Genomic DNA, 17,861 nt, shown 5'->3' with positions numbered 1-17,861 from the left:
GAAGTGTGTCCTAGGCTGTTTTTGCCAAGAGGCTAGTGGCTTAGTCAAAAAAATAACTGTTGATTTCATCTTGGTTATCGGTGTCTGATTTTTAAGTGAGTGATTAATGTTATTAATTTACGCTTTTACAGGTCATTATTACTCAAAAAAGTGCTTGCCAATTGATTGAGCTAATAGGCAAAACCCTGCGTGTAATTGATATTGCCACCGTAGCCGGGACTACCCCGCTCAATCGTCAGCTTTAGTTCTTCACGATCTGTTTCGGTAACGTCGCCCAGAGACAGTCAGGAAATTTGATACGCCGTATTATTGGTGCTGCCGATCCATTACGCGCCGACATGGGTAGATATCTTAAATGACATCATCTTTATAATGTTACTGCTAAATTTTATATGTCAACATTATGAGTATAGACATTTCTGCAGCATTGGCTGTTAAAGTCATCTATTAATTTCCCTTTTTGAAAAGCGATTCATCAAACATGATGAGTATGAAGGGTGCTTTTATGAAGTATCGATCAGGTTTTAGCGACTAGGAGGCAATAAAAATGCCTGTTATTCAGCGTTTTGATTTTACGCAACAAGGTTAAGATACCAAAAAAAATTGTAATGATGTTCTTGATGCCTTCCATATTTGCGAAATTCAGGCAAGTGTGGGGATATTATTAATAGCTTCTTTACAAACTCCCTGTTCCCCCTTTTTTCGCATAAGGTGCGTTATATGCTGATACTGCAATCTAAATTTGGTAAATACCTGGCTTTAATGATAAGTCTCTCGTTAACGATTATAGTACTGGTCGGTAGCAGTGCACTTTACGAACTGGATAAGTCCAGAGATACCATGTCTCGTCTTTATTCAGAGAACATGAAAAGCGTTGATACGCTTAATAAAATAAAATTTTTAATGCTGGATAACCGCACCCAATTTCGTGTGGCTCTATCCAATGTTTTAGTTATATCAGGTTTGGGTGTCAAGCCCGAGCTTGCCTTGGATCCAGAGTCTGCTCGCAAATCTGCGGCTACTATTAACAGTAATATGGAAGCCATTAATACCTTGTGGAGCAGCAACTTTACGAATATCGCCGATACGCAAGAAAATCAGTTGGCCAAAGACTTTGCTGATGCTCGTAGGCAATATGTTGAGGAGGCAGTGAAGCCAATTATTACTGCATTGAAAGCACTAAATTATCAGGATACGAAAGGACATGCCCTGGTTGCGCTTGAGCTATTTGTTGCCGCCAATGCCAATGTCGATAAGTTGATAGATTTTCAGTTTGCTAGCGCACAAAGCAAAAACATGGCGGCTGCAAGTCGCTTTGAAACGTTGCGAATTACTTTTGCTGTTTTTATGGTTGGCGTATTACTTATCATGGGTTGGCTCGGACAATTCATTATCCGTGGCTACAGTCATTCGTTAACAGGCGTTCTTAATACCTGTGAGGCAATGGAGCGTGGTGAATTTAATCACGTTATTAATGTGGAAGGCTCCGATGAGTTTAGCAAGATAGCAACGGCACTAAAATCCAGTCAGGCTGAGATCAATCGCTTCAGCGAAGAGAGTCTGCGTATCAAGTTGGCATTGGATAAAACCTCACTTGGGATAATTATTGTCAATAATGAGCGTATTGTTACTTATCTTAATGCGCGAGCTATTTCTTACTTACATCATGTAGAAGCTAACATACGTGAGCAGATGCCGCAGTTTAATGCTGATCGTGTAATAGGTATGAATATTGATGATTTCCATAAAGACCCTGCACATCAGGCCGCTATGCTGGGTAAGCTTACCGATACGGTTGAAGGCGAATTTACACTGGGTAAAGATCATGTAAAAATCATCGCTACTGCTATTTTCGGTGCCAACAATGAACGCTTGGGTACGGTTGCCGAATGGCATGATCGCACGACACAGAATGCCTCAGAGGTTGAGTTGTCTGATATGATCAGCAAGGTAATTGAAGGTGACTTAACCAAGCGAATCAATCATTCGGGGCAGCACGGCTTCTTCAAGAAATCAAGTGTTGGATTTAACACGGTTGTTGAGGTTGTTGATGCCTGGATGAACGAATTTGGTCGAATATTTTCCAGTATTGAGAAGGGCGATTTAACACAGAGAGTGGATGATAATGATGATGATACAGGTTCATTTATAGCCTTGGGTCGAAATGCCAATAATACTGTCGACAATCTGCATAAACTCATAGAACAAATTACTTGGGCGGCAGAAGCGATCGCTTCTGCCAGCAGTCAGATTGCCGAAGGTAATACTGATCTTTCTCAACGTACTGAAGAGCAGGCTTCCTCACTGGAAGAAACCGCTGCCAGTATGGAGCAGTTTGCTGCAGCCGTTAAAAATAATGCCGAAAACTCCAAGCAGGCTAATCAGTTGGCCTCGGCGACTTTTGATGTAGCGGAAAAAGGTGGCGTAGTGGTGAATGAAATGGTTCAAACCATGGCCTTCATTAATGAATCCTCCAACAAGATTGTCGATATTATCTCCGTCATGGATAGTATTGCTTTTCAAATTAATATTTTGGCGCTCAATGCTGCGGTGGAAGCGGCTCGGGCAGGTGAGCAGGGGCGTGGTTTTGCGGTAGTAGCTAGTGAGGTTCGCTCGCTGGCGCACAAAAGCGCCGATGCTGCCAAGGAAATAAAGTTGCTTATTTTCGACTCGGTTAAAAAAGTCGAAAGTGGTTCAAAACTGGTGTCCGAGGTTGGTGCTACGATGACGGAAATAATCTCTTCAGTTAGGCATGTTACCGATATTACCAACGAAATTAGTGCGGCGTCCTCTGAGCAGAGTGTTGGTATTGATCAGGTCAATCAGGCCATCATGCAGATGGATAGTGTTACTCAACAAAATGCGTCATTGGTGGAAGAATCTGCTGCTGCTGCTGCATCAATGGCACAAGAGGCGCAAGTTCTGATGAAAATAGTCGGTGAGTTTACGCTTACTAAAACCAGTTCATTGCCAGCAGTAAAAGAAAAAGTAACTCGTCAGGTAGCTCAACATCCCGGCAAAACCACCCCTATCAAGATGGCACGTAGTAAATCCAAGTTGGTGCATACTGCTGATGCCAACGACTGGGAGGAATTCTAAAGCCTATTTACTTTAGCCGGGATAAAAATATCGGAGTTAGACCTGACAGGTTTATAAAATTTGTCAGGTCTGTCCTGTCTTAAGGTGATCGCTCTCTTATGGAACGTATAAATGACAATATTTATGTTGCTTGGCAATGATATATGGCACTAACTCCGAATTTGGATGGGCTGGGACGTGATTTTCAGTTTACTGAAACAGATTTTCAGGATATCAGGCAGCTTATATACGCACATGCAGGAATCAGTCTGTCCAATACCAAAAAGGCTATGGTGTACAGTCGGGTAGGGCGACGACTTCGTGCTAACGGCTTTATTCGTTTTTGTGATTACCTGGATTTTCTCAAAGCCGGTGATGAGCTAGAGTGGCAGGCTTTTGTTAACGTACTAACAACTAATCTGACTGCATTTTTTCGTGAGAAGCATCACTTCCCTATTCTTGCCGAGCATGTTCACAGTATCGGGCATGATCATCCCATTAAATTATGGTGTTGTGCAGCATCTACCGGTGAAGAGGCTTACACTATGGCGATGACTATGGTGGAGGTGTTTGGTAGTTACACACCGCCGGTGCGTATCTTGGCCACCGACCTCGATACACAGGTGCTGAAAACGGCTATGGCTGGTATCTATCCTATAGAGCGCGTTGAGAATCTGCCAGCGAATATTCTGCAGCGATTTTTTCTTAAAGGGACAGGTAGGAATGCAGGTTGTGTGCAGGTTCGTCAGGAATTGCGCGATATGATTAGTTTTCAGCAACTTAACTTGCTGGATAAAAATTGGCCGATTCATGGTCCGTTTGATGCTGTTTTTTGCCGTAATGTGATGATCTATTTTGATAAGCCGACCCAACATAAGGTTTTGCAAAAAATTGTGCCTGTTATGCGTCGTGATGCACTATTTTTTGCCGGGCATTCGGAAAGCTTTCATCAGGCGCAGGAGCTGTTCTCCTTGCAAGGTAATACCGTTTATAATATCGCCAATGAGGCGCTTCATTTGAGTGTTTCTAAATGATGAGCTCTCATTGGTATGAGGAAAATATTGCGCCCAAGTTGTACTTTGACACTACTTTTGATATTGATGCAGCGAGGATTTTACCGGGTGGATATTACGCGACTCCAGGTCATATGATGTTGGTCACTACTTTGGGGTCCTGTGTCGCTGCGTGTATTCGTGATCCTCTTAATGGGGTCGGCGGTATAAACCATTTTATGTTACCGGAAAATGTTCAAGAACAGGGTGGGTGGGGTTCAAGTTCGGCCCGCTATGGTTCTTATGCCATGGAGATGTTAATAAATCAACTGCTTAAAATGGGCGCCAAACGGCAGAATCTGGAAGCCAAGTTATTTGGCGGAGGTGCCGTTATTAAGCATATGAAAACAATTAATATTGGTGAACGTAATGCAACATTTGCTTTGGATTATCTTAAAACAGAGGGTATTCCTGTCGTTTCGACGGATCTGCTGGATATATATCCGCGCAAGATATGCTATTTCCCCCAGAGTGGCAAAGTACTGGTCAAAAAGCTTTACGGTTTACATAATAATGAGGTTCTTAACCGCGAACAGGATTATCGGATGTTGCTAAAAAAATCCAAAGTGGAAGGTGATGTCGAGTTATTTACTTAAATTGTAAGTAAGCTGTTATTTTGGTGAAACTGTTTTTATGCCCTGTTTTTTGATTAGTAAAGCAGGTGAGTTGAATTGCTGGGTCTATTAATAGGATGTTATAGTATAGTATGCTCATAAAAAAACATGAGGTTAGACTATTAAATCCCCTATCAATCCTGCCAAAATCATTGTAGTTGACGATCACGATATTATTCGCCTTGCCGTAAAATATCTTGTTAACGAGACAGATTATCTTCAAGTTGTGGCAGAAACCGGTGAGGGTGGCGAGGCGTTAGCGTTGTGCCGCAAGCATTCCCCTGATCTGTTGGTGCTTGGCATCATGCTAAATAATCGTGATGGTCTTGATATACTGATACAAGTAAAAAAAGAATTTCCTAATCTCCCTGTGTTGATATTGACAGCACATGACGAAAATACCTATGGAATTCGCTCTTTTCAGGCAGGTGCGTCAGGCTATCTCAACAAACGATTTGCTGGTGCCCAGTTACTAACAGCGATTGATTGCATACTTACTGGAAATAAATACATTACTCCCTCAATGACGCAGATACTGGCTAGTTGGGTACAGACAGGCATGCAGGAAAATGCTCACGAAGCTCTTTCTGCCCGCGAATTTCAGACCATTCAACTAATCGCCAGTGGAATGTCTGTCGGTGATATTGCCGAAAAACTACATTTATCAGTTAAAACCATCAGTATGTATCGGGCTCGTATTTTGCAAAAGTTGGTGCTACGTAATAATGCCGAGCTTATGCGGTATGTATTCGATAACAATCTGGTATTGGACAGGCGGGAGTGAACTGTCGTGGTTTTAGTAACTTGGATTAATGCTTGGCAGTTAAAAATAGAACGCAGATGGACTTGACTGAATAGATATAGATAAAAGAAGTTTTTCATCGCATAAAAGTATTAATCATGCTCTGCATGGAGTATATACACTTTAGTTGTTTTTTCAATTAAAGAAATTGTAATTATTAGTTAACTTGAGCATTTTAAAGCCCATATACCGCTTGTTGGAGCTTAGGAGTTCCTTGGTGATTCGTATGTTTGGCCCGTGCGTACTCCTGAAATAAAAAATCCGTCTAATCCGTGTCCTATAGATTCTAAGATAAATTTTAATCCCAATCGATAAGATTGTCCAAGGACTTACGGGTTATTATCTGTAGATGCTTAAAGTGATGTGTAATCAAAGTTTACTTTCTGAAAACCTATATAAACGAAACCAGTATCTGGTGAGTAGTTGGATAATTTTTATAAAAAAATGATTTGGTTTGTATTTTATGGATAATGCCATTAATTTTACGTTTAAAGGCCTTATTAATAATATTGTCATGCTGTAATATTAAACATTATATTTACCCGAAATGCCTGTTACTGCTCTATTTATCTATCTATTGTAAGTTATCTTACTATTAAATAACCTGGCTTGTAAGACAAACCCTGTAGTTTATGTCTTTTTATCTGTATTAGTTAACAGCGCTAGGCTCATTTACGATTGCTGGCGAATCAGTCAATATCATGTTGACTGACTATTACTTGTTTACTGGTCATCATAACTAATGAGATATAGTATGAGTGCAAATAATATGGTGCAGGAAATTCGTGACATCAATCTAAGTTATCTGATGCTGGCTCAACATTTTATCCGAACGGATAAAGATGAAGCAGTATTTCGTTTGGGTATCAGTCGGGAGATTGCCGATTTACTTGGAGATTTGAGCGTCGCCCAAGTTATGAAGTTGGCTGGCGGACCAATGATGTTAACCCGTTTTCGCTTTGACGATGTGGCTATTCTTGGTATGCTGACTCACGATAGTAAAGTGCAATCCATGGCGCACTTACATGCATCAATTTTGCTGGCCAGGCAGCCTGTAGAAACAATATGCTGATCATGCAATGGTTAATTTAATACCCGATATCAAGATCACTTTTACTATTTTTTCTGAGTATGAAGGTTAAATCGAGATGGCCAAGAAACCCAAAAGTGTTCTTGAAGAATCGAAAGAAATCCAGCTTGCAGTTGAGCTAATCCAGTTCGGTGCCCGGTTGCAACTGCTTGAGTCTGAAATATCACTTTCGCGTGATCGCTTGATTAATCTGTATAAAGAATTGCGTGGGGAGTCTCCACCTAAGGGTATGTTGCCTTTTTCTGTCGATTGGTTCCTGACCTGGAAGCCAAATATTCACTCATCACTTTTTTTAGGTATATACCGACAACTGGTTGAGCATACTGATGCGAGCGGTATTCAGGGGATTATTAAGGCTTATAAGCTTTATCTTGAACAAATCCCACCAGACGAGGGCGAAGAGCCTATTCTATCGTTGACGAGAGCTTGGACTCTGATTCGATTTTTGAATAGTTTCATGTTGACAGTCACTCAGTGTGAAATCTGTGGCGGCGAATTTGTCGTTCAACCGTACGCTCAGCACCATTTTGTTTGTGGTTTGTGTCATGTGCCCAATCGGGCCGGGAAAACACGTAAAGTCGCGGTTGCGACCCGGATAATCTCAGTGGCTTGATTAACGAATTCAAATGAACAAAACTATCGCTGCGTCACCTCAATGGATATCTGTTTTAATCCTGTTATGTAGTTGGTTATTAGGTCAGATTTTTGCCACCGAAACCGTTTACTGGTTAGGACTCGACTTTTCGCCAGAAATGCCGATATGGTGGCAAGTCAGTCTTGCAATTGCAATGACTTGGTGCCTCTCTCTGCCCTCTTGGTGGTTGATTATTAATGCGGCTTTTCCTGCGGCTGTATTCTACACAGTAGAGTTAAACTGGCCGCCAATCGTCTTTATGGGGGCGCTGCTAGTCTTGGTGTTAAGTTATGGGGCAATTTTTTTGACTCGTGTGCCCTATTATCCATCACATCCAAAAGTTCATGGCCTGGTGGAAAAACTGGTCCCGGAAGGTCCCGGGCAGCAGTTTCTGGATTTAGGTAGCGGTATGGGAGGAATGTGTCTGCATCTGGCAACACAGCGTCCCGACTGCAAGGTATTCGGAATTGAGATGGCACCATTGCCTTGGTTGGTCAGTTGGTTACGCGCACGTTTTAGGCATATATCTTGTGTGTTTGTGCGCGGTGACTATCAAAATTATTCTTTGCAAAATTACAGTGTTATTTTCGCTTATTTGTCGCCTGCGGCCATGTCGGCATTATGGGAGAAAGCTTGTCTTGAAATGGTGCCTGGTACTTTACTGATAAGTTATGAGTTTGGTATTCCTGGACAGCTGATAATGCCGACATATTCGACGGATGAAACTGGGGCGGCAGCATTGTATGTTTGGCGTATGGGTTCAAATTCTATTTTGATGCCGGAACAACTGTCGGATTAACAATGAAAGTCAGTGAAATTATGAGTACGCCGGTTTTATCTGTGTTGTTGGATGATACCCTGCAAGAAGTTGAAGAAATCTTTGCAAGCAAAAACATTCATCATTTAGTTGTGATAGAAGACGGTAAGTTATTTGGCGTGCTGAGTGAGTGTGATCTTTTGCGTGCGATCAGTCCTTATGTTCATACCCATATTTATACGACGCGGGATTTGGCTAGCCTTAACCAGCGAGTTCATCAGATTGTGATACGAAATCCGGTATCATTAAATCTTCAAGCCACAGTTCAAGAGGCCATTTCGCTGTTCAATACCTTGCATGTAAGTTGTATTCCGATTGTCGATTTGGCTGAAATGCCGATTGGCATAATTACCCCCAGTGATGTCATAGGCAATTTTTATAATATTTGTGAGGCTAATGTCAGTAATAAGAGAGCGTAAGACGTGTCGGTAATTATTGGCTATGTTATTGTGATGGCTTCTGTGTTTGGCGGTTTCGCTTTGGCAGGGGGGCATGTGGCAGCGCTGTTTCAGCCATTAGAGCTATTGATGATTGGTGGAGGTGCTTTGGGGGCTTTTGTGGTCGGTAATGACATGAAAGTGATTAAGGCAACCCTCAAAGTGATTCCTACCTTGTTCAAGGGTTCCAAGCATACACGTGAACTTTATATTCAATTATTACTTTTGCTTTACCGGATGCTAAGCAAGATTCGTAACGATGGCCTGATGTCCATTGAAGCGGATGTTGAAAATCCCAAGGAAAGTCCGTTATTTACTGATTATCCATTGATTATGGCTGATCATCATGTGGTGGAGTTTTTAACTGATTATTTACGCTTAATGGTATCCGGAAACATAGATCCTTTTCAGCTTGAAAATCTGATGGACAACGAAATTGATACTCATCATGCTGAAGGCGAATTTCCTTTGCATTGCATAGCGAAAATTGGTGATGGTTTGCCTGCTTTTGGTATTGTGGCAGCCGTGATGGGTGTAGTGCACACCATGGAATCGGTTGGCTTGCCGCCTGCCGAGTTAGGGATGTTGATTGCCCATGCTTTAGTAGGGACTTTTTTGGGGATTTTGCTTGCCTATGGGTTTGTGTCGCCATTAACCGGTCTTGTTGAGCATAAATTACACGAATCTGCCAAGCCGATGCATTGCATCAAAGTTACCCTTATTGCCAGTCTTAATGGTTATCCACCGGCATTGGCGATTGAATTTGGTCGTAAAGTATTATTTTCCACCGAGCGTCCCTCATTTACGGAAGTCGATGACGAAATCAGGCAGTCAAAGGCCAAGTAGTTATGGCAGATACTCCGCAACGTCCTATTATTGTTAAGCGTAAAAAAATAATTAATGGTGGTAGTCATGGTGGTGCCTGGAAAATAGCTTACGCTGATTTTGTGACAGCTATGATGGCGTTTTTTTTGTTAATGTGGCTACTCGGTTCGGTTGATGGTTCTACGCGCGGAGGTATTGCTGAATATTTTAAGACACCGCTTAAAGTTTCTTTGTCAGGTAATAGCACCCTTGGGGAAAGCGCCATTATTCTTCATGGTGGTGGTAAAGATCTGACTAAAAAGTCCGGGCAAGCGAATAATATTGCTCCTGCGGAACCTTCCAAGACCTTCAATTTAAAAAATGCTAGTGAAGCCTTGGAACGAGAGGAGATGATCAAAATGCATGGCATGAAAAGTAAATTGGATACGCTTATTGAATCCGACCTCAAGTTGCAACCCTACAGAAAACAGTTGTTGATTGATATTTCTTCCGAGGGGTTGCGTATTCAGATTGTCGATGAGAGTAATCGACCGATGTTTGCTCTCTCCAGTGCTGAATTAGAGTCTCGTGCACGCGATATTCTTCGCGAGTTGGCACCAACACTTAATAGTATGCCAAACAAAATTAGTCTATCCGGACATACCGATGCCAAACCGTTTGCCCAAGGAAGTAAGATTTATAGTAATTGGGAGCTATCATCCGATCGTGCTCATGATGCGCGCCGGGTACTGGTAGAAGGGGGAATGGATGAGTCGAAGTTAATGCGGGTAATCGGCTTGTCATCATCGGTTTTGCTGGATGAGGAAGATCCCTTGAATCCTATCAATCGACGTATTAGCATTATTCTTTTAAACAAACGAGCTGAGCAGTCCGCTATCAATGAGGGGCGTCGGCAAATTGCACCACCATTGAATTAATTTCTCTATGCTTACATATGATATCGTAAGGTGGGTCTCTCGTATTTAAACAAATAGTTCTTCAGAGCATCGCTTTTAGCCCGCATAAATAATAGCAGTTAATACCGGGGATATTCCGTACGCGAATGAAGTTGTAGTCTACTATTGCCAGACTAAATTCGCTCTGATATTTTTCCAGTCCGCGTATTAATAAAGTGCTTTATACCTGCACGATATTTAGGATTACGAAAGGGGCGGTCTGCCAGTGTGTGGCGTTTTTTCATTATGCCCTATTTTGGAGCCATACGCTGTTGATGGCTTATCCTGTCAAAAGCTTCGGTGCTCTTAGTAGCAAACGGGATTGCGACGACCTGCCGGGTCATATCAGTTATTTATTCTGGAATCCATAGTGCTTCAAGTCAGTCGGTATCATCAATATCAGGTCGTTTTTGCCCTGTTCTTTCCTCTTTAATACATTACTTCAACTACTAAAATAGGCGAATACTATTGCCCTAGAGAGGAGGGATGTGTCCTATGAGTAATAATTTAGAAGATATTGATGATCTGTTTGAACAGGCTGTGACGGAATGGGACATTGCAGTTCCGTCTACAGTTGTTTCTGATGCTTTGAGTGCTCCTGTCGAAGATCATGCTTTATATGATCGTTTGGGGTCTGTTGTGCGCCAATTACATGATGCGCTACAACAATTAGGCTATGGGCAAATTTTAGATGCTACGCTAAGAGACATCAGTGATTCTCAAGACCGGCTCGAATATATTGCATCCTTGACTGAGCAGTCTGCCAATAAGGTATTAAATGCAGTAGACGAAGGCTTACCTGTCCAGGATGAGCAAATGATAAAGGCTGGTAATTTGGAGCGGCGTTGGAATGATATGCTCGTTGGCGAGTTCGCCACTGCCGAGTTGAAGTTGTTGGCACTTGATTCTTGTGATTTTACCAGGAACGTAGCCAGAGATTCGGAAGCAGAAAAAGCACGTCTGATGGAAATTATGATGGCACAGGATTTTCAGGATATTACCGGACAGATTATCAAAAAAGTCGTGACACTGACGCAAAAGCTGGAAAAAGAGCTTACTCAGTTATTACAAGATTATGCGGTTACGCCCTTACCCAACAAATCTGTTGATTTGCTTGCCGGGCCGTCCACTCCTGATTTGGCAATGGATCAAGATGATGTTGACAGTATGCTCGCAGATTTGGGTTTTTAATAGTCAAGACATTTTATAGTTTTTAATGCACTGGATTTGATGAGTCAGATTCAAGGCAACACTAAAAAATAGATCATATTATTTATTACCAGTAGTTTTAAAAAACCAGCGAATAATTAAATAGTAATAAGAAATATAGGGATGATAAATGTCGTTTTTTGAATATGTATGTTGGGGGCGGTTTATTAAGTCCTCTATCCGGACTAGAGAGCTGTCTGTTTACGACATAATAATGAAAAACGATAAGGCCAGCTATGAAGAAGCAAAAATACTGGTTGGAAAATCTACGTAGTGAAACTAGTTATAAAAATATCTGATTTTTTTGATCTGATAAATAATGTGACTTTTTTTTACATTAATATTACCCATTGTAATATTACTATTAAAATAAGGCTGTATTACCAGTCAAATTATTGTAGAAGGGTATATATTACAGTGAGTTTCAGTAATTAAATTAGATAATTTATTAGTGAAAGTCATCTACCCTTTGTAGAACTGTTACTAATCGCTGATGGCTGATTAGTTTAGTTGTCCTGATTTGTTTAAGGCAATATCCAGGAATAAAAAGATTGGTCAGTTAGATGAATTTCTTGTAGAAAACGGACTAGTACTCAGTCAATCTGATAATGTCGGATGCCATGTCAGTAATTTCGTTATTACAGGGCTACTTTTATCCGACATATCAACGCTGACTGAGTACTAGGTACTAGTTTTTAGGGATTACCTTAATACAAACATGAGCTCTGCAAGTAAAAATAACTTTGAATAATCTACTTATCGTCAAGTTTGTAAATTGAGAAAATATTATGTTTGAGAGTACTGAATCAACACCCAGTTATGGGCTTTCCTCAATCGGTGACAGAGAATCTATAGGGAAGGAGTTTTTGTCTTTTACCTTGGGGCAGGAAGAATATGCTATTGATATTTTGAAGGTTCAAGAGATTCGTGGTTACGAGGCGGTGACACGAATCGCCAATGCGCCTGAATTCATCAAAGGAGTTATTAATTTGCGCGGAATTATTATTCCTATACTGGATATGCGTATCAAATTCAATCTGGGGACACCTGTTTACAACGAGTTTACTGTGGTTATTATACTCAACATTACCGGTCGAATAATGGGTGTCGTAGTGGATGGTGTGTCTGACGTCATTATGCTCAACAATAATCAAATCAAGCCGCCCCCGGAAATGCGTGCAGCATTTAACACCGATTACCTCATTGGTTTAGGTACTATAGATGATCGTATGCTTATCCTGATAGATATTGATAAGTTGATGTCGAGCGACGAAATGGGCTTGGTTGAATCTGTCAACGATTCTTCTGTTAACTAAAATAATGACCATTAAAGTCCTCATCGTCGATGACTCGGCGTTAATTCGTTGCGTATTGACCGAGATGATCCAAAGCCAATCTGATATGGAGGTTGTAGGTACTGCATCAGATCCTTTGATTGCAAGGGATTTGATCAAGCAGACTAATCCTGATGTGCTAACTCTTGATGTTGAGATGCCTCGGATGGATGGGCTTGATTTCCTGGAAAAACTCATGCGCTTAAGGCCGATGCCAGTAGTGATGGTGTCCTCGCTAACTGACAGAGGATCTGAAATCACTCTGCGTGCGCTTGAATTAGGTGCCGTTGATTATGTGACAAAACCTAAGTTGAGCATTAAAGCCGGAATGCTCGAATACACACAGCTGTTAGCCGATAAAATACGGATTGCTTTTCAAGCGGGTATGAACATGAATTTTCGTACCAATATGGTGAAAAGATCTCTTCAGTATGAGCCATTGCCTCTTGTTGGTAACCGGTTTCTCAGTACCGAGAAATTGATTATTGTCGGTGCATCAACGGGAGGTACAGAAGCCATTAAGACATTCCTGTTACAAATGCCTGTCGATTGTCCGGGCATTCTCATTACCCAACACATGCCGGAAGGTTTTACCCGATCTTTTGCTCATCGACTTGATGGCCTGTGTAAAATTAGTGTTATGGAAGCAATGGGGGGTGAAAGGATTTTGCCCGGGCACGCTTATATTGCCCCCGGACATTCCCACATGCTACTGGCTCGTAGTGGTGCCAATTACATTACCCGCCTGGATCAAGGGCCGCCGGTAAATCGACATCGTCCTTCAGTGGATGTTCTGTTTCGCTCGGCAGCTCTACATGCCGGGAAGAATGCCGTGGGCGTAATTTTAACAGGGATGGGAAAAGATGGGGCCTTGGGGTTATTGGAAATGAAAAAAGCAGGTGCATACAACTATGCCCAGGATGAAAACTCTTGTGTGGTTTTTGGTATGCCCAAGGAAGCAATTGAGATTGGTGCGGTACACGAAGTGGCTCCATTATCAAGATTGGCCGGCATAGTAATAGATCATTTTGGCAAGCATGCGGTGAGCATACGTGAGGGATTGATGCCGCTGGCACAGCCTACGATCACCAACATTAAAGATTAAATTTTCGGAGTGAGTATGTCTGAGTTAAGTAAGATGCGTTTTTTGGTGGTGGATGATTTTTCTACCATGCGTCGAATTATTCGTAATTTATTGAAAGAGCTAGGTTATACCAATGTTACTGAAGCCGAAGATGGTAATAGCGCTCTTACCCAGTTAAATCGGGATTCATTCGATTTTATCGTTTCCGACTGGAACATGCCGGGTATGGATGGTTTACAGTTATTGCAGGCTGTGCGTGAGGCCCCCTCTCTATGTAAGATACCTATGCTAATGGTGACAGCAGAAGCCAAGAAAGAGAACATCGTTGCGGCAGCCAAAGCGGGTGCGAGTGGTTATATAGTAAAGCCTTTTACCGCTGCGACACTGGATGAAAAAATCAGCAAGATTCTTGAAAAACAGAATAAACCTTTATGAAGACCATGGACGACCGCATTGAATCAGCAACGGTTGTTCTACTTTCCAAGTTGTCGGACATAATTGATTCTCATCTTTTGGAGGCTGTAGACGATGTATGCCAGACACGTCTTATTCTAAATGAAGCAATCATCAAACTTGAACGCAGTTTTTATGGTATTCAAGATGAACTGGCGAAGCAACACAGACTGGCAGAGGCGACGGTCAATGATGCAGGCCAGGATAGACTGACAGCACATCTCCATCAAGCAATTATCGGGTTGCAATTTCATGATTTAACCGATCAGTTGCTTCAACGTGTTAATGCCCGGTTCGATGGTTTGCGTGAGATGTTGGTTGTCATGGATTACAAAAAAACAATGGTTAGTGGTCATGATCAAGCTGAAGATATTTCGATATCTCTGCGAAAAGCTGATGAAACGCTGACAGCGCTTAGCGTAAAATTGCAGCTTACGTTGAGTAAATCTCTGCGGCAAGAACATATGGGAAGTGGCGATGTTGAATTGTTCTGACCTTTACAATAATAACCAGGAATACATACAATGAAAACTATACTTGTTGTTGACGATTCGCGTTCGTTGAGACAAATGGTCGCTTTTTGTCTTACTTCTGCCGGCTATCAAGTCAGTGAGGCGGCAGATGGAGTGGAGGCTCTGGAAATCACCCAAGGTCAACAATTTGATTTGATATTGACTGATCAAAATATGCCGCGCATGGATGGGTTGGCCTTTATTGAAAGTTTGCGCACACAAACGGCTTATCAAAAGATACCGATTTTGATGTTGACAACCGAATCAAGTGATGAGATGAAAGCGAAAGGTCGTGCCGCGAAAGCGACTGGTTGGCTGGTGAAGCCCTTTGATCCGGAAAAATTGATCGCAGTCGTCAAAAAAGTTATTAGCTAAGCACTAAGGAAGCATTCGTATGAGCATGGATATTAGTCAGTTTTCCCAAATATTTTTCGATGAAGTCGAAGAATTACTGGACGATTTGGAGAGACTGGTTCTCACCGTGGATGTTGAGATTCCGGATTCCGAAGATATTAACAGTATTTTTCGGATCGCACATTCAATCAAGGGGGGAGCTGCTACTTTTGGCTTCTCTGATTTAATCGATATCACGCATGAGCTTGAATCGATGCTAGACAAAATTCGTCATGGCGAACTTAAATTTACGTCAAGGCATCAAGAGATTTTACTGCAATCACGGGATGTACTGAAAATGCAGATTGACGGACTAAGGCTTAATGCGCCCGTCGATAAGGAAAAAGTAGCCGAAGTGAGAGCAATGGTTGTTGAGGCCATGATTGACGAGTCAGCTTTGTCATCAGCTCATCAGGTACCGGATCTACATAACGAAAAGAATTTGGTCGTTGCAGACTCAGGTTGTACTTATGCACGGCGATTCCAAATTGACTTGCCGGCTATGTCCCAGATAGATGTCGAAGCTTTAATTGATGAGTTATCGTTGCTTGGAGAGCTAACTGTTAGTTCATCAAACCCTGAGAAAACTATTTTGGATCTGTGGACTAACGATGGTAGTTTGGAGATTCTTGCTTTATGTTCTTTTATTCTTGATCCGGATGATGTTCATGTTAGTGAAATTAGCGGTGATAGTGCTCTGAGTAAGAGTGCGCATATTGTCATTCAATCAGAGGAACCAGAAGATTCCGGTTTTGGATTTTTTGATTCACCATCACTATTTGTCGAGCCGATACAGGACGAAATAGTAGTCTCACCTGACGTATCTCTGCCAACTCCAGATAAGTTGCCAGTCAAGAAAATTTCGGTCAAGGCTGATACGGTGACTGCGGTTGCAGAATCCTCTACCGTTCGGGTAAGTATTGAAAAAGTAGACCAACTAATAAATTTGGTTGGCGAACTGGTCATTGCCCATGCCATGATTACAAAACGCGCAGAGGGCCTTGATCCTGCGCAGTATGAAATGTTGTTGAATGGTATTGCCCAGCTCGGCCAGAATAGCCGCAGCTTGCAGGAGTCGGCAATGTCCATGCGAATGATGCCAATGGACGTCGTTTTTTCGAGATTTCCTCGTATGGTTCGTGAGCTTTCAGGTAAGCTTGGCAAACAAATTACTCTGGAAACGAAAGGCAATAGCATTGAACTGGATAAAGGATTGATTGAAAAAATAGTCGATCCACTAACTCACTTGATCAGAAACAGTATTGATCACGGCATTGAAAGTCCGGATATTCGCGCGGAATCCGGCAAGCAAAAAATGGGGTGTTTGAGTTTATCTGCTGCGCATCAAGGTGGTCATGTGGTAATCAAAGTGATTGATGATGGTGCTGGTTTAAATCGTCGAAGAATTCTTCAGAAAGCCGGCGAACAAGGTCTTCCAGTAGACGATGATATGACTGACGAAGACATCTGGAAACTGATTTTTGCCCCGGGCTTTTCAACCGCAGAAACCGTTACCGACGTTTCCGGGCGAGGCGTTGGTATGGACGTAGTTAATCGTAACATCACCAGCCTTGGTGGAACCATTAGTATCCACTCGGTAGAGGGTCTCGGAACCACTACAACTGTTTCGTTGCCCTTAACTTTGGCGATTCTTGATGGCATGTCCGTTAAGGTAGGGGAGGAAACCTATATTCTGCCATTGAGCAATATTGTTGAATCTTTTCAGCCTGTCGCGACTAATGTTAAGGAGATTAGTGGTCAGGGGTCGGTGGTTTATATTCGGGGCGAATATCTCCCCATTATTCCTGTTTTTAAAGTTTTTACCATTGAGCCTATTCATCGACATCCTGTAACCGGTATGTTGGTGGTTATTACTGCTGATGGTCGGAAAGCCGCTCTGCTCGTTGATGAGTTGGTTGGTCAGCAACAAGTTGTTGTCAAGAATATCGAATCAAATTATCGTAAGGTATCCAATATTTCAGGTGCGACTATCATGGCAGATGGGAGCGTATCCTTGATCATCGACGTTAACGGGTTGCTACGGGAACATCATACAAAGACAGGCTCTTAGGCGATTTCTTGCGAATAATATATCCGCGACTTGTTGGTCTTTTTGTTCATTGACGCCGTAATCGTTACGTAGCCAGCTACATACCTGTTTTTTCACCTCGGCAACTGCTTCTGAATCTCTTAATGAGTCTACTGTTGCTGTCCTTGATCACTGTTCCGACGAGATTCTATCTTCCGCCACTTGGGTTATTAATTCTTGAATTTAACCTTAACCATTGACGCGCTTATTTAAAATTTTTAAATAAGACAAGAATCAAAACTTGGTGTGGAAAATTTATTTATAAGAAGATATATTTCAATTTTTTTACCATTTTTAGTGGTCATTTTTTATAAAAGTCAATGTCATAAGTTACTTGGATGAAATTAGATAAAATAAAGGAGCTTATAAAAAGTTGATAATGGCGATTTAATAATTAATTACACATTATTAGTAATAATCCTGTAATAATTTTTATCTATATTGATAAATATACCAAAAAATTCTTCTCGATTTATCGAGAATGCCAAAATCTCTGTCTAAGT

At 41.7% G+C, this 17,861-nt stretch carries 17 protein-coding genes; all 17 read left to right on the top strand.

The features are described 5' to 3' along the window. Positions 1-720 precede the first annotated feature (720 nt). The 17 genes from N7974_RS20675 to N7974_RS10810 all read left to right on the top strand — a co-directional run bounded on the left by N7974_RS20675 (position 721) and on the right by N7974_RS10810 (position 17,340). Complete coding sequence (locus tag N7974_RS20675; RefSeq protein WP_317451600.1) at positions 721-3,099, top strand: methyl-accepting chemotaxis protein; 2,379 nt, start codon at positions 721-723, stop codon at positions 3,097-3,099. A 143-nt stretch (positions 3,100-3,242) separates the two neighbouring features. Next, positions 3,243-4,112, top strand: coding sequence for a CheR family methyltransferase (locus N7974_RS10885; RefSeq protein ID WP_262965639.1), 870 nt, complete (start codon positions 3,243-3,245; stop codon positions 4,110-4,112). Next, entirely contained in the window at positions 4,109-4,726 is a 618-nt protein-coding gene (gene cheD, locus N7974_RS10880) for a chemoreceptor glutamine deamidase CheD (protein ID WP_262965638.1), read from the top strand. Before N7974_RS10885 ends, cheD begins: the two co-directional genes overlap by 4 nt. Before the next feature lie 139 nt (positions 4,727-4,865). After that, a complete protein-coding gene (locus N7974_RS10875) occupies positions 4,866-5,528 on the top strand; it encodes a response regulator transcription factor (RefSeq protein ID WP_317451603.1) in 663 nt (220 codons plus the stop codon). 772 nt (positions 5,529-6,300) lie between these two features. Beyond that, on the top strand, positions 6,301-6,618 hold the full coding sequence (gene flhD, locus N7974_RS10870; protein WP_262965637.1) for a flagellar transcriptional regulator FlhD: 318 nt from the start codon (positions 6,301-6,303) through the stop codon (positions 6,616-6,618). A 76-nt stretch (positions 6,619-6,694) separates the two neighbouring features. After that, positions 6,695-7,249 (top strand): flagellar transcriptional regulator FlhC, encoded by a 555-nt coding sequence (flhC, locus tag N7974_RS10865; protein ID WP_262965636.1) that lies wholly within the window; start codon positions 6,695-6,697, stop codon positions 7,247-7,249. A gap of 13 nt (positions 7,250-7,262) precedes the next feature. Continuing rightward, entirely contained in the window at positions 7,263-8,069 is an 807-nt protein-coding gene (locus N7974_RS10860) for an SAM-dependent methyltransferase (RefSeq protein WP_262965635.1), read from the top strand. A 2-nt stretch (positions 8,070-8,071) separates the two neighbouring features. Further along, positions 8,072-8,506, top strand: a complete 435-nt coding sequence (locus N7974_RS10855) for a CBS domain-containing protein (RefSeq protein WP_262965634.1) — start codon at positions 8,072-8,074, stop codon at positions 8,504-8,506. A gap of 3 nt (positions 8,507-8,509) precedes the next feature. Continuing rightward, positions 8,510-9,370 (top strand): flagellar motor stator protein MotA, encoded by an 861-nt coding sequence (gene motA / locus N7974_RS10850; RefSeq protein WP_262965633.1) that lies wholly within the window; start codon positions 8,510-8,512, stop codon positions 9,368-9,370. Between the two features lie 2 nt (positions 9,371-9,372). Next, a complete protein-coding gene (gene motB, locus N7974_RS10845) occupies positions 9,373-10,266 on the top strand; it encodes a flagellar motor protein MotB (RefSeq protein ID WP_262965632.1) in 894 nt (297 codons plus the stop codon). A gap of 513 nt (positions 10,267-10,779) precedes the next feature. Next, entirely contained in the window at positions 10,780-11,475 is a 696-nt protein-coding gene (locus N7974_RS10840) for a protein phosphatase CheZ (protein WP_262965631.1), read from the top strand. A gap of 806 nt (positions 11,476-12,281) precedes the next feature. After that, complete coding sequence (locus N7974_RS10835; protein ID WP_262965630.1) at positions 12,282-12,809, top strand: chemotaxis protein CheW; 528 nt, start codon at positions 12,282-12,284, stop codon at positions 12,807-12,809. Positions 12,810-12,813: 4 nt separating this feature from the next. Next, entirely contained in the window at positions 12,814-13,932 is a 1,119-nt protein-coding gene (locus N7974_RS10830) for a protein-glutamate methylesterase/protein-glutamine glutaminase (protein ID WP_317451599.1), read from the top strand. A 15-nt stretch (positions 13,933-13,947) separates the two neighbouring features. Beyond that, the gene (cheY, locus tag N7974_RS10825; protein ID WP_449566807.1) at positions 13,948-14,346 is read left to right on the top strand and encodes a chemotaxis response regulator CheY; all 399 of its coding nucleotides are present in this window, start codon (positions 13,948-13,950) and stop codon (positions 14,344-14,346) included. Continuing rightward, on the top strand, positions 14,343-14,858 hold the full coding sequence (locus tag N7974_RS10820) for a hypothetical protein (protein WP_262965629.1): 516 nt from the start codon (positions 14,343-14,345) through the stop codon (positions 14,856-14,858). Before cheY ends, N7974_RS10820 begins: the two co-directional genes overlap by 4 nt. Before the next feature lie 30 nt (positions 14,859-14,888). Continuing rightward, a complete protein-coding gene (locus N7974_RS10815; protein WP_262965628.1) occupies positions 14,889-15,251 on the top strand; it encodes a response regulator in 363 nt (120 codons plus the stop codon). Between the two features lie 19 nt (positions 15,252-15,270). Further along, entirely contained in the window at positions 15,271-17,340 is a 2,070-nt protein-coding gene (locus N7974_RS10810; RefSeq protein ID WP_262965627.1) for a chemotaxis protein CheW, read from the top strand. Positions 17,341-17,861: the final 521 nt, after the last annotated feature.

It is taken from the genome of Methylobacter psychrophilus, assembly GCF_025583945.1.
GTDB lineage: Bacteria > Pseudomonadota > Gammaproteobacteria > Methylococcales > Methylomonadaceae > Methylobacter_C > Methylobacter_C psychrophilus.
This window is presented reverse-complemented; position numbering and strand designations above follow the sequence as displayed.

Coding starts and splice junctions, on each gene's coding strand:
- flhD (WP_262965637.1), top strand. CDS start 6,301: ATGAGTGCAAATAATATGGTGCAGGAAATTCGTGACATCAATCTAAGT.
- N7974_RS10840 (WP_262965631.1), top strand. CDS start 10,780: ATGAGTAATAATTTAGAAGATATTGATGATCTGTTTGAACAGGCTGTG.
- N7974_RS10810 (WP_262965627.1), top strand. CDS start 15,271: ATGAGCATGGATATTAGTCAGTTTTCCCAAATATTTTTCGATGAAGTC.
- N7974_RS10860 (WP_262965635.1), top strand. CDS start 7,263: ATGAACAAAACTATCGCTGCGTCACCTCAATGGATATCTGTTTTAATC.
- N7974_RS10835 (WP_262965630.1), top strand. CDS start 12,282: ATGTTTGAGAGTACTGAATCAACACCCAGTTATGGGCTTTCCTCAATC.
- motB (WP_262965632.1), top strand. CDS start 9,373: ATGGCAGATACTCCGCAACGTCCTATTATTGTTAAGCGTAAAAAAATA.
- flhC (WP_262965636.1), top strand. CDS start 6,695: ATGGCCAAGAAACCCAAAAGTGTTCTTGAAGAATCGAAAGAAATCCAG.
- N7974_RS10815 (WP_262965628.1), top strand. CDS start 14,889: ATGAAAACTATACTTGTTGTTGACGATTCGCGTTCGTTGAGACAAATG.
- N7974_RS10830 (WP_317451599.1), top strand. CDS start 12,814: ATGACCATTAAAGTCCTCATCGTCGATGACTCGGCGTTAATTCGTTGC.
- N7974_RS10855 (WP_262965634.1), top strand. CDS start 8,072: ATGAAAGTCAGTGAAATTATGAGTACGCCGGTTTTATCTGTGTTGTTG.
- cheD (WP_262965638.1), top strand. CDS start 4,109: ATGATGAGCTCTCATTGGTATGAGGAAAATATTGCGCCCAAGTTGTAC.
- N7974_RS10820 (WP_262965629.1), top strand. CDS start 14,343: ATGAAGACCATGGACGACCGCATTGAATCAGCAACGGTTGTTCTACTT.
- N7974_RS10885 (WP_262965639.1), top strand. CDS start 3,243: ATGGCACTAACTCCGAATTTGGATGGGCTGGGACGTGATTTTCAGTTT.
- N7974_RS20675 (WP_317451600.1), top strand. CDS start 721: ATGCTGATACTGCAATCTAAATTTGGTAAATACCTGGCTTTAATGATA.
- cheY (WP_449566807.1), top strand. CDS start 13,948: ATGTCTGAGTTAAGTAAGATGCGTTTTTTGGTGGTGGATGATTTTTCT.